15 protein-coding genes and 1 tRNA gene are annotated in these 15,163 nt (G+C 58.6%); 9 read left to right on the plus strand and 7 right to left on the minus strand.

The window, feature by feature from the left end:
- Window positions 1–115: 115 nt before the first annotated feature.
- Window positions 116–841 (minus strand): phosphatidylcholine synthase, encoded by a 726-nt coding sequence (gene pcsA / locus QSK43_RS04285; RefSeq protein WP_045022702.1) that lies wholly within the window; start codon window positions 839–841, stop codon window positions 116–118.
- Between the two features lie 210 nt (window positions 842–1,051).
- On the opposite strand from pcsA, the gene QSK43_RS04290 reads away from it, so the two are divergent.
- Window positions 1,052–2,260, plus strand: coding sequence for a UbiH/UbiF family hydroxylase (locus QSK43_RS04290; RefSeq protein ID WP_332302431.1), 1,209 nt, complete (start codon window positions 1,052–1,054; stop codon window positions 2,258–2,260).
- On the opposite strand, the gene QSK43_RS04295 is transcribed toward QSK43_RS04290, so the two are convergent.
- Window positions 2,244–3,182 (minus strand): AEC family transporter, encoded by a 939-nt coding sequence (locus tag QSK43_RS04295; protein ID WP_332302432.1) that lies wholly within the window; start codon window positions 3,180–3,182, stop codon window positions 2,244–2,246. The genes QSK43_RS04290 and QSK43_RS04295 overlap by 17 nt on opposite strands.
- A 29-nt stretch (window positions 3,183–3,211) precedes the next feature.
- Window positions 3,212–3,958: a cytochrome c biogenesis CcdA family protein gene (locus tag QSK43_RS04300; protein ID WP_332302433.1), complete on the minus strand. Its 747-nt coding sequence runs from the start codon at window positions 3,956–3,958 to the stop codon at window positions 3,212–3,214.
- A gap of 286 nt (window positions 3,959–4,244) precedes the next feature.
- Between QSK43_RS04300 and QSK43_RS04305 the strand changes: the two genes are divergently transcribed.
- The 6 genes from QSK43_RS04305 (at window position 4,245) to nadE (ending at window position 10,528) form a co-directional block, all read left to right on the plus strand.
- Window positions 4,245–4,320: transfer RNA gene (locus QSK43_RS04305), tRNA-Lys, on the plus strand.
- Between the two features lie 327 nt (window positions 4,321–4,647).
- Complete coding sequence (locus QSK43_RS04310) at window positions 4,648–5,772, plus strand: hypothetical protein (RefSeq protein ID WP_332302434.1); 1,125 nt, start codon at window positions 4,648–4,650, stop codon at window positions 5,770–5,772.
- Entirely contained in the window at window positions 5,772–7,724 is a 1,953-nt protein-coding gene (gene asnB / locus QSK43_RS04315; protein ID WP_332302435.1) for an asparagine synthase (glutamine-hydrolyzing), read from the plus strand. The genes QSK43_RS04310 and asnB overlap by 1 nt, the downstream gene beginning before the upstream one ends.
- Window positions 7,721–7,987, plus strand: coding sequence for an acyl carrier protein (locus tag QSK43_RS04320; RefSeq protein WP_332302436.1), 267 nt, complete (start codon window positions 7,721–7,723; stop codon window positions 7,985–7,987). The genes asnB and QSK43_RS04320 overlap by 4 nt, the downstream gene beginning before the upstream one ends.
- Before the next feature lie 13 nt (window positions 7,988–8,000).
- The gene (locus QSK43_RS04325; RefSeq protein WP_332302437.1) at window positions 8,001–9,530 is read left to right on the plus strand and encodes a class I adenylate-forming enzyme family protein; all 1,530 of its coding nucleotides are present in this window, start codon (window positions 8,001–8,003) and stop codon (window positions 9,528–9,530) included.
- Window positions 9,527–10,528 (plus strand): NAD(+) synthase, encoded by a 1,002-nt coding sequence (nadE, locus tag QSK43_RS04330; protein ID WP_332302438.1) that lies wholly within the window; start codon window positions 9,527–9,529, stop codon window positions 10,526–10,528. The genes QSK43_RS04325 and nadE overlap by 4 nt, the downstream gene beginning before the upstream one ends.
- 236 nt (window positions 10,529–10,764) lie before the next feature.
- Here nadE and QSK43_RS04335 read toward each other — a convergent pair whose 3' ends face one another.
- The 3 genes from QSK43_RS04335 to QSK43_RS04345 form a co-directional block, all read right to left on the minus strand.
- Window positions 10,765–11,508: a glycosyltransferase family 25 protein gene (locus tag QSK43_RS04335; protein ID WP_332302439.1), complete on the minus strand. Its 744-nt coding sequence runs from the start codon at window positions 11,506–11,508 to the stop codon at window positions 10,765–10,767.
- Window positions 11,509–11,685: 177 nt separating this feature from the next.
- Window positions 11,686–12,924, minus strand: coding sequence for a YcbK family protein (locus QSK43_RS04340; protein ID WP_332302440.1), 1,239 nt, complete (start codon window positions 12,922–12,924; stop codon window positions 11,686–11,688).
- 158 nt (window positions 12,925–13,082) lie between these two features.
- The gene (locus QSK43_RS04345; RefSeq protein ID WP_332302441.1) at window positions 13,083–13,523 is read right to left on the minus strand and encodes a VOC family protein; all 441 of its coding nucleotides are present in this window, start codon (window positions 13,521–13,523) and stop codon (window positions 13,083–13,085) included.
- Between the two features lie 192 nt (window positions 13,524–13,715).
- Here QSK43_RS04345 and QSK43_RS04350 point away from each other — a divergent pair, with 192 nt between their 5' ends.
- Together QSK43_RS04350 and QSK43_RS04355 are read left to right on the plus strand one after the other, a co-directional pair.
- Window positions 13,716–14,294, plus strand: coding sequence for a cold-shock protein (locus tag QSK43_RS04350; RefSeq protein WP_045022724.1), 579 nt, complete (start codon window positions 13,716–13,718; stop codon window positions 14,292–14,294).
- Window positions 14,294–14,776 carry a DUF192 domain-containing protein gene (locus tag QSK43_RS04355; protein ID WP_332302442.1) on the plus strand — a complete coding sequence of 161 codons (483 nt, stop codon included), beginning with the start codon at window positions 14,294–14,296 and terminating at the stop codon, window positions 14,774–14,776. The genes QSK43_RS04350 and QSK43_RS04355 overlap by 1 nt, the downstream gene beginning before the upstream one ends.
- A 59-nt stretch (window positions 14,777–14,835) precedes the next feature.
- Here QSK43_RS04355 and QSK43_RS04360 read toward each other — a convergent pair whose 3' ends face one another.
- Window positions 14,836–15,084 (minus strand): BON domain-containing protein, encoded by a 249-nt coding sequence (locus tag QSK43_RS04360; RefSeq protein WP_045022732.1) that lies wholly within the window; start codon window positions 15,082–15,084, stop codon window positions 14,836–14,838.
- Window positions 15,085–15,163: the final 79 nt, after the last annotated feature.

Genomic DNA, 15,163 nt, shown 5'->3' on the forward strand with positions numbered 1-15,163 from the left:
GTATGCAATGCCGTATGATCATGATTTATTGATAACTGTTTTGCTGCTGCGCACAACTGAAAAAGAAGCCGCTTAAATGCAATTTGCACAAACAATAAACGGCTTTACCTTTTTCTTATTTCGCGCCGAGCGAAGGGAAAAACTGCAATATTCCGCCAATGCAGTAAAGATAGATGCCACTCGCCACGAATGCGATCACGGCCCAGGTCGGGGTCGCGAAATGCATCAGCAGCGCATAACCGCCAAGCGCACACCACACGAACACAACAGCCAGATTGAGCGGCCGCAATCGTTTCACCCGCACCGGATGCAGGAAATTGATCGGCAGAAACGTCAGGAACACCGAAAACGTCACGACGGTCATGGCCGTGGTGGCGCTGGCATCCATGACGAACAGGGTGAAAACCACCATGTTCCAGACCACCGGAAAGCCGGAGAAGAAATATTCATCCGTCTTCATGCCCATATCGGCGTAATAGATAGCGCTCGACACCACGATCATACCGGCCGCAACAAAGGATAGCGGCTCGCCGATCATGCCGCTCTGGTAAAGGGCGAAGGCGGGCAACAGCACATAGGTCACGTAGTCGATGATGTTGTCGAGCGTGTCGCCGGACCAGTTGGGCAGAACTTCCTTCACCCGAACCTTGCGGGCAATGGGTCCATCGATACCATCGACCAGAAGGGCAAGCCCCAGCCACCAGAACATGTCGACAAACCGGTGTTCGGAAGCGGCGACAACGCCGAGAAAAGCCAGAAACGACCCGGACGCAGTCAAAATATGAACGGAAAAGGCGCGGATTTCCGCGTAGGGAACACGCTTGTAGTTGAAAATTTTCATGGTCAGCGTCTGCGCCCCGCTTTTTCATCCGCCCTGTTCACTCCGGTATGCGGCCATTCACCACGCTTTGCAACCGGCTGATCTGGCTTATCCTAAGACTAATATAACGGCACAACCAAGCAATGTTTACGCCGGGATGTTCCAGTGCCCAAGTGGATTTACCCGCGCAAACCCACTATGATGCATTCGAAATAACAACGGATCAGGACCATGAGACACTTCGATATCGCCATCACCGGTGCGGGACTTGCGGGCCAGATCGCGGCCATCGCGCTTGCGCGGGCGGGCCGTCACGTGGCGCTTGTCGCGCCCTCCAGCGAAAAGAAGGACCGGCGCACCACGGCGTTGATGGACCAGTCCATCCGCTTCATGGACCGCCTTGGTCTGTGGTCGCGCATAGCACCTGCCGCAGCCCGTCTTTCCACCATGCAGATCATCGACGGTACCGACCGCCTGCTGCGTGCGCCGACCGTACAGTTCCGTTCCTCCGAAATCGGGCTCGACGCCTTCGGCTGGAACATTCCCAATGAGGCGCTGCTAGGTGTGCTTGGCGAAGCGGTCGAACAGGAACACAATATTACCCGCCTCGACACCACAGCCGAGACAATCGACATCGGCAATGACCGTGTATCGGTAACGCTTGGCGACGGAGAAACCCTGTCGGCCGATTTCCTGATCGGCGCGGATGGCAGGAAATCGATGGTGCGGGATGCTGCCGGCATCGACGTCAAATCCTGGTCCTATCCGCAGACGGCCATCGTCTTGAACTTCAGCCATAGCCGGCCGCACGGCAATGTCTCGACCGAATTCCATACGCCTACGGGTCCCTTCACGCAGGTTCCCCTGCCCGGCGACCGCTCCAGCCTCGTCTGGGTCGTGACACAGGTGCAAGCGGAAGAGCTGACGGCGCTGCCGCTTGAGGCTCTGGGCCTCAGGATAGAGGAGCGCATGCAATCCATGCTCGGTGCCGTTACCGTGGAGAACAGCGTGCAGGCATGGCCACTTTCTTCCATGACGGCGCACCGCTTCGGCAAGGGTCGCGTGGCCCTGATCGGCGAGGCGGCGCATGGTTTCCCGCCCATCGGCGCGCAGGGACTGAACCTCAGCCTGCGCGACATTATTGCGCTAACGGAACTGCTGGGCGCCGTCTCCGACCGCCCGATTGCAGCGGACGCCGGAAGCAGCTTCGACCGCAAGCGGCGGGCGGATGTCTATACCCGCACCCTCAGCGTCGATCTCCTGAACCGGTCGCTGCTTTCGGACCTGCTGCCGGTACAGATGGCGCGCGCGGCGGGCCTGCATGTCCTCTCCGGCATCGGCACGCTTAGAAGCATGGTCATGCGCGAAGGCATCGAGCCGGGACGCGGGTTGAAGGCCCTGCCCTCGCTTTTGTTCGCCAGCTTCAAAAAGGCTGGATGAAATAAACCACGCCCGTCAGCGTGAAGACCGAAAGCACCGTCGAGATCAGGATCGTCGCCGACGCCCTCTCCTGCCAGACGTGATATTGCTGGCCGATGACGAAAACATTCGTCGCGGTCGGCAAGGCGGCAAGCAGCATAGCGGAATAGATCCACACCGGCTCGAACCGCCCCAGCGACGACAGGACCAGATAGGCGGCAAGCGGATGCAGGATCAGCTTTGCCGGGATAATATAGCTAATTTCCACCGGCACCCGCTTCATTGGCCGCAGCGCCAGCGTGACACCCATGGCAAACAGCGCGCAGGGTGCCGCCGATTGCGCCAGATAATCCACCAGCCGCTGTACCGCCTCCGGCGGCTGCCATGACAGCGAAGCGGCCAGAAAACCGGCAATTACCGACACGATAAACGGATGGGTGATAACCTTACGCGCCACGTCCAGCGCAAGCCTTGGCGGGGAACGCTTGTCGCCGCCCGCAACCGCCATCATCGCCGGTGCGACGATGAAATGGGCGGCGTTTTCGAGACACACGATAAGTGCTACGGGCACCGCCGCTTTTTCTCCGAGCGCCAGCAGTGCAAGCCCCGGCCCCATATAACCAATATTGCCGTAGCTTGCCGCGAAACTCTGGATCGTGGTTTCGGCAAGGTTGTTTTTGCACACGAACCGGCCGATCAAAAACACCAGCAGGAAAATGCCGTAGGTGCAGGCAAGACTGGCGGCGACGAAATCCATGCGCGCCAGTTCTTCCACCGGCGTTTTCGACACCAACTTGAAAAACAGCGCCGGAAGCGCCGCATAGATGATGAAGGTATTCAGCCAGCCCATCGCCTCGACCGGCTGTTTCGTTATGCGCGCCGCGCCGTAGCCGATGAAGATAAGGCCGAAAAACGGCAGAAGCATTCCAACAATATCGGCCACGATCTTTCCCCCCTACGTCTGCGGGAGGCTTAGCCGATTTTCATCAGGATCGGAAAGGTCTCCTGGAACCAGATCGCCACATTGGTGATAAAACCCGACATGAAGGCGAGACCGGTGAGCACCAGCAGCACACCCATAAGCTTTTCCACAAGGCCGAGATGGCGGCGGAAGCGGGCGAGGAAACGCATGAACGAACCGGAAAACGCCGCAGCGATCCAGAACGGCACCGCAAGACCGAGCGAATAGACCGCAAGCAGCATCGCCCCATCGCCAACCGTCTCGCGCGAAGCGGCGACACCGAGGATTGCGCCGAGAACCGGGCCGATACAGGGCGTCCAGCCAAAGGCGAACGCAAGGCCCATGACGTAGGCGCCGGAAAGCGTGGCCGGTTTACCCCCGCTCTGAAACCGCGCCTCGCGCGAAAACAGGCCGATGCGGAAAACACCGAGAAAATTGAGCCCCATCAGAATGATGATGAACCCGCCGATCTTGGCGAGAATATCGAGGTTCTGGCGCAAAAGCGTGCCGATTGTCGAAGCGCCCGCGCCCAGCGCCACAAAGACCGTCGCGAAACCGAGCGTGAAGAAGAAAGCCGAAAACAGCACGGCCTTGCGGATCTCCGGTCGCGGCGCGGTCTCCTCCGTCCTGAACTGCTCGACCGAAACACCTGCCATGTAGCAGAGATAGGGCGGCACCAGCGGCAGGACGCAGGGCGACAGAAACGAAAGAGCGCCGGCCAGAAGCGCGCTGAACAGGGAAATATCGGCAATCGACAAGAAAGAACTCCGGATCCCGCAAAGCCCACCGCGATTCTTGAGAGATTCGCCGGCGCCTCACGCTTTCATTTTCGCGCATGTCATTGCCGCAAAACGATTTCACCCGTTTGCCCGACATGTCTGAAGCAGCTTTTATCCCCAGCCACCCCCTCTCTCCAATCACCTTTTCGGGGGTGCGACAAAAAAAACCGGATTGATTGTAGAAAGCGCTTTTTTTGGGTTGACCGAACGGGTCGCTCTACCTATGTTCCGCGCACTTCCGAAGGGCAACCAAGCCCCGACATGGGAGAGCGTAGCTCAGCCGGTAGAGCAACTGACTTTTAATCAGTAGGTCCAGGGTTCGAATCCCTGCGCTCTCACCAAAAATCCCAATAAAAATCAATTAACTACCTGAGTTTTACGACTTTGTACGACCGATAAATGTCGCACAAGTCGCACGCGGTTTTTTGCCTTCTCGAGGGCTTTCCACGCGCCCACCGCATCAACCTCGAAATAACGAGATCCAAAATCTCCATTGCGCTTGCGCCAGCAAGGAGTGCGTCCGCATTCATCGTCGCGATGGTATCGATGACAAGCCCGTTTCAGTTGAAAAAATTATCAGGTATATAACCTCTGGTTAACGCGACCGTGGCAAAATAAACGCAATATAATTATCGACTAAAACAACAATCCGGCAAGAAACGGCGAGTATGTCTGAAGTACGTTCATTTGTTGCGGACGATCTCGGGTCCGTGGCCGAGATGTTTCACCGCAATCTTCGGAAGAAGAACGATGCCGCAACGGATGACCTGCGGGCGTATTTGCGCACCCTCTTCCTCGAAAATACGAGTATCCATCAGGATATTCGCTCCAAGGTCTATATACGCGGGGACGGGCGTGTTTCCGGATTTCTTGGCGTGTTACCCGTGGCGATGGAGCTTCGCGACCGCCAGATCGAGGCTGCCGTCTGCTCTTCCTTTGTCGCTGAGGACCGCGAGACTGACCCCTTTGCCGGCGCGCGCCTGTTGCGCGAAGTTCTGGCAGGTCCGCAGGAACTCACTTTCGGCGAGACAATCAATGACGTTTCCACCGAAATGTGGAAGACGATGCGCGGCCAGATGCTGGCGCCATACAGCCTTGATTGGCTAAGGGTTTTGCGTCCCGCTTCATTCGGACTCGAGATTGCCATCTCGCGTTTTTCAGGCGGATTGCGTGTACTGTCGCCATTCGGCAAGTTCATCGACAAATCTATTCTATCGCGAGCGAGCAGACGGGCGTTATCCTATTATGTGCCGCTTCCTGACAGGGCCGACAGCTTTACTGACGAGGCGGCTGGAGATGCCGAATTCGCTCGTCTGGCGTGTGATCTCGTCAGGAATTTTCCGCTGCATCCCGCATGGAGCGAGGAAAATCTACTGACGATGCTTCATCACGCCAAGCGCAAGCGCCTGCATGGCGAAGCGGTTCAGCGGATCGTGAAAAACAAGGGCGACAGGCCTGTCGGGCTTTTCCTCTATCATGGAGATCCGGGCAGCATTGGCCGCACGGTGCAGATCATGGCCGTGCCGGGACAGGAGCAGATCGTCATCGACCGGTTGATCCGCAATGCCTTCGATCGTGGTCTAGTTGCGATCAGAGGCCGCACCCAGCCAGCGCTTTTACAGGCGATGATTGGACGAAAATGCATGTTCTTGCATGCCTCTTCGACAATCGTTCACTCACGTGACCCTGACCTCGTCAAGGCCGCGACAGACGGAACGGCGTTTTTCAACGGCCTGTGCGGTGAAAGCTGGACCCGACTCATCGGCGACAGTTTTGATGAGGCAGGCACATAATGTGTGGAATTGCCGGGTTTTACCAACACTCCATGCCTACAGGACGCGCTGAAGAGCGTCTTGCGATGATGGCGTCTCGCCTTGGACATCGCGGGCCGGATGCGCATGGAACCTTGTTACGCGGCGACGTCGGACTGGCGCATGCGCGGCTGGCAATTGTCGATATTGCAGACGGTGCGCAACCCATGTGCACGCCGGAAGACGATCTCGCCATCTCCTTCAATGGCGAGATATTCAATCACATCGAACTGCGCGAAACGCTGACCGAACGCGGTCACCGCTTCCGCACGCAATCCGATACAGAAGTCCTCCTCCATCTCTACCGGGAAAAAGGCCTGGATTGTCTTGATGACCTGAACGGCGATTTTGCCTTTGCGCTGCACGACAGGCCCAACGACAGGCTGGTAATTGCCCGGGACAGGATGGGTGTCCGCCCCCTTTATTATACGTGGCACGAAGGCACGTTCCACTTCGCATCCGAGATTGGCGCTCTTCTGGCCCTGCCGGGAATAGATGCGACGATCGATCCAGTGGCGCTGGACCAGATTTTCACGCTCTGGTTCCCACTGCCGCCGCGCACCGCCTTTCGCGGTATCTACGAACTGCCGCCGGGCCACCTGATGATCCTGCGTGATGGCGCGGCAACGGTGCGGCGGTGGTGGCAGCTGTCTTACCCCGACTTGAACGACGCACCGCCGGCGGCAAACCTCGGCGCCCAGGTGGAGGAGCTGAAAGCGCTGCTTGCCGAAGCGACGCGGATACGCCTTCGCGCCGATGTGCCGGTTGGTTCCTATCTGTCTGGCGGACTGGATTCTTCGCTTGTTTCGGCGCTCGCCGCCCAAAACGTCACACAGGGCCTGCGCACCTTTTCCCTGGCCTTCGAAAGCGAAGAACACGACGAACGCAACTGGCAGAAGGCGATGGTCGATAGTCTTGGCGTCGCATCGGAAACGGTTGAATGCTCGACTGAGGACATTGCACGCTACATGCCTGAAGTCATGAAGCATGTGCAGACACCTGTTCTTCGCACCGCACCTGTGCCGCTGTACCTGCTGGCAAAGCACGTGCGCGAACGGGGCATGAAAGTGGTGCTGACGGGTGAAGGCGCCGACGAAATATTTGCCGGCTACGACATCTTCCGCGAAGCGCGGGTGCGGCGGTTTTGTAGCCGCCAGCCGCAATCCTCACGTCGCCCGAAACTGTTCCAGCGGCTTTATCCTTATCTGCCGGGGTTGAAGCAGCAGACGCCGGATTACCTTGCGCGATTTTTCGCATTCGGGAGGGAAGGAACGGAAGAGCCGCTATTCTCCCACCGGCCACGTTTCCGCTCGACGGCAGCAGCGAAAATCTTCTTTTCCGCAGAGTTGAAGGCGGAACTGGGCGATTACGATGCAGCGGCCGATCTTGCCGCGCAACTGCCCGAGGACTTCCGCCGCTGGCATCCGCTGCATCAGGCGCAATATCTTGAAACGTCATTCCTCCTGCCGGGCTACATTCTATCCAGCCAGGGAGACCGGGTGATGATGGCCCATGGGATTGAGGGAAGGTTTCCCTTCCTCGATCCGCGTGTGATTGATTTCGCAACTGCGCTCCCGCCCGAAGCGAAGCTACGCGGCCTGAAGGAAAAATACATTCTCAAGCAGGCAGCGGCCGGGCTGGTGCCGAATGCGATCATCAATCGCCCGAAACAGCCCTATCGCGCCCCGGATGCCGAGGCGTTTTCGACTGCCGCATATCTCGACACCACGCTTTCCGCGCAGCAGATCAGGAACGTTGGTCTTTTCAACGCCCAGGCGGTCGAGAAACTCACAGCCAAGGTACGGCAGAAACAGGCGACGGGCTTTCGCGACAACGCGGCCTTCGTTGGCGTATTGTCCACCCAGCTTCTGCACGCCGCCCCATCTCAGAATTCCTCAACGCCGTCGCACAAATCAGAAGGAAGCCCGAAATGACCACAGATATCGCCGCAGGCACGAAAGCGGAAATTCGCGCATTCATCGTCGAAAACTTTCTCTTCGGCGATGAAAGCCAGCCGCTTGGCGACGATCTTTCGCTGATCGACAACGACCTCATCGATTCCACCGGCATTCTCGAGTTGGTCAGCTTCATCGAGGAACGTTACGGCATCAAACTTGCCGATGCCGATATCGTTCCGGCCAATCTCGACACCATTGATAATATCGCCGCTTTCGTTGGCCTCAAGCAGGCTGCCTGACGGGAGACGGCGTGTGCGTATCGACAATTACCTGCACGCAAGCGCTGAGCGCCACGCCGCAAAAACGGCGCTGGTGGCGGGAGAGACGCGCCTGAGTTACGGCGATCTTGAAAGCATGAGCAAAGCTTTCGCCACCGCCCTCATCGTGCGGGGTGCAAGACCGCGGGATCGTGTCGTCCTTTTGATGGACAATGGCTGGCGCATGGCTGTTGCGATCTTCGGCTGCTGGATGGCGGGCGTGGTCATCTGCCCGGTCAACCCATCCGCCAAAGCCGCCCGGTTTTCGCAGATATTGGACAGTTGCCGCCCATTTGCCGTCATTCTCGAGACCCGACTGCAAAAGCTGGTTTCAGATGCAGCCGGTCCGCAACCGAAACTAAGAATTGTCGCAGGCGCTGCGAACCTCACCGGCGATGATCTCGATTTCGATGCATTGCTGAGCGAACCAGCCGGCACTGTGCCGAAGGGCCTGCCGGACACCGATCTGGCCGCGATCATCTACACATCCGGTTCCACCGGCGAGCCGAAAGGCGCAATGCTGGGTCACGACAATCTTGACGCCGCCGTGAGATCGATCACGTCCTACCTCGGCAACACCTCGAACGATATATTGCTCGGCGTATTGCCGCTTTCGTTCGGATACGGGCTTAACCAGCTGCTTTCCAGCATCTACGTTGGCGGCACGCTGGTCATCGAAAAATCGTTCGCCTATCCGCATCTGATTTTCGAGCGCATCCGCGATGAACAGGTCACGGGGCTGGCGCTGGTGCCGACCATGCTCTCCATCATGATGCAGACACGGGATCTCTCACCGCAGACCTTTGAAAGCCTGCGTTATGTCACCACCGCCGCCGCCGCCCTGCCGGTCGCGCACGGCGATTGGCTTCGCGCCTTTCTGCCCAACCTTCGGCTCTATTGCATGTACGGCCAGACCGAATGCACCCGCATCAGTTTCCTGCCGCCTGAAGATCTGGACAGAAAACGCGGCACCGTCGGCATCGCTATCCCGGGCACCACAGCTCTGGTTGTGGACGAGACCGGTAATGTCGTGCCGCCAGGCGTTGTCGGCGAACTCGTCGTCGCCGGGCCGCATGTCATGCGCGGCTACTGGAACAATGACGCAGCCACCGCCCGCGCGTTGCGAGCCGATGCGGCGGGCGGGATGCGCCTGCACACCGGCGATCTCTTCACCTGCGATGCGGAGGGCTACCTGACATTCGTCGCCCGCAAGGACGACATCATCAAATCGCGCGGCGAAAAGGTCGCGCCGCAGGCTGTCGAAGCCGTTCTGCAAGCCATGCCGGGCGTGACGGATGCTCTGGTTTTCGGCGTCGCGCATGACGTGTTCGGCCAGGCGGTCAAGGCGATCGTCGTCGCACCCGGCGGCGCGATGACGGAAAAGGATGTGATGCGCCACTGCGCCCAGCATCTTGAAGCACACATGGTCCCGACAATTATCGAATTTCGCGATTTCCTGCCGACGACGGATACCGGGAAGGTAAGCCGTCGTCTGGCCGCTCAAGATACGGAGAACAATCCATGACGAAAAGCACTGCAAACATCACGTCCTTTGCACCTCTGGAGCTTGATGCGGCAGCAGAGGTCGAGCGCATCGCCGAAAAAATTCGGCGCGCACTTCGTTTCGACCTGCGCAAGCGCGGACTGGTGCTCGGCATCTCCGGCGGCATTGACTCCAGCGTCTGCGCTGCTCTCGCCGTCCACGCGCTGGGGCCACAAAATGTCTTCGGCCTGTTCATGCCGGAAAACGATTCCGACCCGGAAAGCCTGCGACTGGGGCAGGCAGTCGCAACGATGCTGGGCATGGACTGCGTGCTGGAAGATATCGGTCCCTCGCTTGCAGCCATGGGATGTTATGAAAGACGAGACGGCTTCATCCGCGAGGTCATTCCTGAATATGGGCGCGGCTGGACGTCCAAAATCGTCTTCGACAATGCCATGACAACCGGCGCTTACAATATTTCCTCGCTGGTCGTGCGTTCTCCGGCAGGCGAAATACGCAAGGTGAGACTGCCCGCGAAAGCATACCTCGGCATCGTCGCGGCAACGAACATGAAGCAGCGCACCCGCAAGCAATTTGAGTATTACCATGCCGACCGCCTGAATTTTGCGGTCCTTGGCACTCCCAACCGGCTGGAATACGATCAGGGCTTCTTCGTCAAGAACGGCGATGGCGCAGCCGATATCAAGCCGATCGCCCATCTCTACAAATCACAGGTCTACCAGCTGGCGGCTCACCTTGGTATTCCCGCAGAAATCCGCGCCCGCCCCCCAACCACCGACACCTATTCCATGCCGCAGACGCAGGAGGAGTTCTATTTCGCCCTGCCCTACGACAAGATGGATATCTGCCTGTACGGTCTGGAAAACAACGTGCCCGCAGCCGAGATCGCGGCGGCAGCGGGGCTGACGGAAGACAACGTCCGGTTCGTCTGGACCGACATCGCCGCCAAGCGCAAGGTCGCCCACTACCTGCACCACGCGCCTATCCATTTCCATGACGGTGCACAGGCAAAAGCCTGACACCATTCCAACCATGATCGGGAAATAAACAGACTGGTGGAGCTGCCCGCTCCTCCAGCGTCAGCACGCCTGGGAAGGTCGAAGGCAGCGGCTACCGCCGCTTAAGCGGACCTGATAGGCCGACCGTGTATCCTGGAGCATTTCCAGTAAAAGTGCGTAGCGGTTTTACGTCCGGAAAATGCGTAAAAACAAAGAGGTAGAGCACGTCGAACGATTCCGTTCAAACAGGACGTGCTCTAGAGATACGCGTACACATAGCGCGCAATATTGTCGTAGAAACTGGAGAGATAGGCCGGAATCCGCATGAAACGGGCGAACTTGCTGCCGCGATATTCGGCGCGGGTGCCGACCAGCGTGTCCGGATCGCCGAAAGGCAGGAAATCCTTGTCGGTCACATAGACATGCGTGCCGTAACCCCAGCCGCATTCCAGCGCCCGGTCGAACGGCAGCGTCATCACCCTCGCCGCTTTCAGGAACCGTTCCGCCCCGCCGCGTGAAATGACATAACAGGCCGACGACCCCTGCGGACCATAGATGCAGCGCCCGATCGTGTCTCCGAGAGCGCTGGTCTTCCGGCCCTTGAAGCCGCTGCGGCGGTGGTTGGTCAATTTCACGATCGAATTTTCCGGTATGATCGCAACCATTGCTTTGATCCGGTCGGAAAAGTCCGTCGTAAAGGCGACATCGTCCTCAACGACCACCGCCACCGGCGCATCGGTCGCGAGGAAAATCTCCAGTGCTTTGATATGGCTGGCGTAACAGCCATATTCTCCGGGCAAGGCATGACGGCCGTTGCGAAGCTCAAAGCCACGCCTGTTAAAGTCCGTCCACTCGGCAGGGGGAATGGTCTTGCCGTCGACACCCTTGACGGGACGCAGATCCAGCCCGAGGCCGGAGGCGCCGTTCAGCATCTTTTCGAGCCGTGCGTGCGCTCTGGCGATGGAGATGATGTAGACGGGGAAAGTGGAGATCGGCAGCATTCGCTAGACACCATGCGCATAGAGACAGGGAAACGTCTCCTACAGCATGGCGTGCCGTACGTCCATTCGCACGAGAGAGCCCCTTCTCTGACGGATCTGCCTATCGAAATTTCGGACTGGACGGATTTCAGGCGCACAACGCATCGAAATTGACTGCTATAAAACCCCGGCGGGAGATTATTTGCGCGCGGCGGTGCGGCGGCAGCGCCAGTTCCAGTCTCTTGGCTCACCTGTGTCCATGTGCACCGATTCGGTGTGGCAATAGGTGCCGACACCACCACGCTCCGGCATCGATCGCAGATAGGTTGCAAGCTCCCATTTGGAGACGCCCTTGATCTGGATGTCGGCGGCATCGCAGGTGTAGTGCTTGGAACCCTGCCTTATGCCCTTCGGCGGGCGATAACCCGAGGTGACGATGGCCGGGCTATTATAGTGGCGCTCGACATCCTTGATCATCCGCACCAGTTCCGGCTTGAAACAACCGACTTCGACATGATCCGTCTGTAGGAAAAGTCCGTTCGGGGAAATACGGGTCAGGCCGGAGAGAGAGGCAAGCTTCATCAGGCCGGTCGGCTGGTCATCCTCGTCTTCGAGATGTGCGTCGTCGAATTCGTCAGACATTACCGAGCGGCCCGAAAGCGCAATGCCCATCGTCCTGTCTGTCGTCCCCGACAGTGCCGCAACCTGCGTGTTCTCGGCCGCACCGTTTTCGATCATTTTCGGCAGACGTTTCTTGGCCGCGCCGGCGAAGAAGGCCGCAAGCGTCACGCCCTTGCCCTCGCCTTCCTGCCCTTCGCCCGTCAGCCTGGTACCCCCGGAAGGCGGTGTGGCGACGGCGGCGAGCTGTTCCGATGCCTGTTGTGGCGCAGGCACGGGAACCGCCTGACGGTTTTCGCTGTGCTGTTCCGCAGGCAACGGAACCGGTGCTGCCACCGGCTGGGGCTGCGCCGCCTGAGCCGGTGCCGAGTAAACGCTGCTGACGGCGGGGGCTATACCCTGCGACAATGCGCCCGTTGCGGCGACAGCACCTGCCGCCACGGCAGGTCTGGTGGAATAGATGCTGGATGTCCCGGCGGAAATCGCGGTGGGTTGCGTCGTCAGCCCGCCGATATCGGCGGCGGCGCCATAAACCTGCGCCGGGCCGCCGGACGCCTGCTGCTGGGCCGGCGTGGCCCCACCCGCTGCCGAGGCGACGGCGGGGTCCACATAATGCCCCGGCGGCTGTTTGCCGGCCGGGCCGTTAACCGCCGATGCCGCCTGCGCCTTCTGCTCGGCGGAAATCGCCGGCTTCTTGCTGTTGGCGGCCATGTCGTCGTCGGTCACCGCCGAAACGCATCCGGAAAGCCCGAGCAGCGAAACCGCGACGACAAGACGCTGACAGGCAACACGTCCTTTCGCGCCATCGACAGTTTTCATGGGTGGCCTCCGTATCTTGCATTTACAACAGCAGCACGGGAACGGAATCGTCTGCTTTCTCCAAAACAGGACATGCCGTTTCGATTCGCGGACTATGCCTCAACCTGTCCGGACAAGGCAAGAGTGCCGGAAACCGCAGCTGCCGGCCGGGGAATCCCCTACCAGGAACCGGTATTCGGCATAGATATCCATGGTTCAGCTGGCGCGAGGCTTTCGCCCTTCTGCAAAATTTCGAAGGAAATGCCGTCCGGGGAGCGGACAAAGGCCATGTTTCCGTCACGCGGCGGCCGGTTGATGACGATACCGTTTTGCTGCAGGCGGGCGCAGAAGTCGTAAATATTGTCGACCTCATAGGCCAGATGCCCGAAATTGCGTCCGCCGGTATAGTCCTCGGTATCCCAATTATGGGTGAGTTCGAGGCACGGCGCCTTTTTTTCCCGCGCCGGGGAAATATCGTCACGCGCGGCAAGGAAGACCAGTGTGAAGCGGCCTTTTTCGTTTTCAGTTCGGCGTATTTCTTCAAGACCCAGCAGGTCGCAATAAAATTTCATTGATTCGCCAAGATCTTTGACGCGAACCATTGTGTGCAGATACCGCATTTTCTTCCTCTCAAATACATAGGCCCGGAGGCAATAAACGCATGGTCGCAAGCCCCGGACAAGGACGGCGACATAAAAGCAGCTACGCAAATCAAAAACTAGGGCTTGCGTGGAACCGTTACCAAGATGTTAATCTGGCGCACAGGAATCAGTTGACCGGTGTATGGCGCGTAATCGAGGGGTTGGCAGGATATGGCTGATAGGATGTCATCGAAAACAATAGTCGATGTCGAGGACCTTTCGGGCGATGCCGTGGACCTGACCGAAATCACCGGCGCAGTGAAATGGTTCGACGTTGCCAAGGGTTTCGGCTTTATCGTGCCCGACAATGGCATGCAGGATGTACTGCTGCACGTCTCCTGCCTGCGCAGGGACGGATATCAGACCATTCTCGAGGGCACGCGCATCGTCGCCCTCATCCAGCGGCGTGATCGCGGCTTTCAGGCTTTCCGCATCCTGTCGATGGATCAGTCGACCGCCGTTCATCCCTCGCAGCTGCCGCCGGTGCGCACCCATGTGCAGGTGACGCCCTCGAGCGGGCTTGAGCGCGCCATCGTCAAGTGGTTCAACCGTACCAAGGGCTTCGGCTTTTTGACGCGTGGCGAAGGAACCGAAGATATTTTCGTGCATATGGAAACGCTGCGCCGTTACGGTCTGACGGAACTGCGCCCCGGCCAGGTAGTGCTGGTGCGTTTCGGCGATGGCGACAAGGGTTTGATGGCGGCGGAAATCCACCCCGACGACCCGGCCCCGATCGGGATGTCGCACTAATGACCGACCTGTTTCGCAATAGGATGAAGAGCGCCGTTCTGGCGCTTCTTTTTTTCACGCTCGCAGGCGTTGCACAGGCTCAGCAGCAGACCTTCACCTCCGAGCCGCTGATAATAGAAACCGCCTCCGGGAAAAACCATGACTTTGTTGCGGAACTGGCGCTCGACAATGCCCAGCGCGAACAGGGCCTGATGTTCCGCAAGTCCATGCCGCTTGAAAGCGGCATGTTGTTCGATTTCGGTGAGACACGGGACGTGGCCATGTGGATGAGAAATACCCTCATTCCGCTCGACATGCTGTTTATCGCCCGTGACGGGCGAATCACCCACATCCACGAAAACGCGGTGCCCCATTCGGAGGCCATCATAAGCTCCCGTGGGGCGGTCAAATTCGTGTTGGAACTGAATGGCGGCACTGCAAAACGCTACGGCATCAAACCGGGCGACATGGCCCGCAGTGCGCAAATCGGCAACCGGAAATGACATTGCCGCGTTATTGCGTCTGAACAAGCCGGACGATGCGTCGCCCGGCTGCGGAATGCTTAATAGACCGGCTCGATATGGCTCAGAATCCGGCAATTGGAGATAGATGCGGCAAGATTGATGGCGATATCGATCGCCTCCACCGAATCGGCCGTTCCTTCCAGATAGATCATGTCATTTTCAACGGTTGCGGAAATCCGCGACTTCTCAAGCCCTGTTTCGAAAGCCAGCGCCGAGGTGATTGCCTCACATACGCCAGCCATGCGGTCTCCGAAAAAGCTCTCCTGGATGCCTGACAAATTGAACATGTGCGTTCTCCTTCCTATGGACATTACAACGCCCGAATAGAGGTTTTGTTCATCTCCGGTTCATCATTTCGTTCATCTT

Source organism: Rhizobium sp. GR12 (assembly GCF_036596185.1).
Classification (GTDB): domain Bacteria; phylum Pseudomonadota; class Alphaproteobacteria; order Rhizobiales; family Rhizobiaceae; genus Agrobacterium; species Agrobacterium nepotum.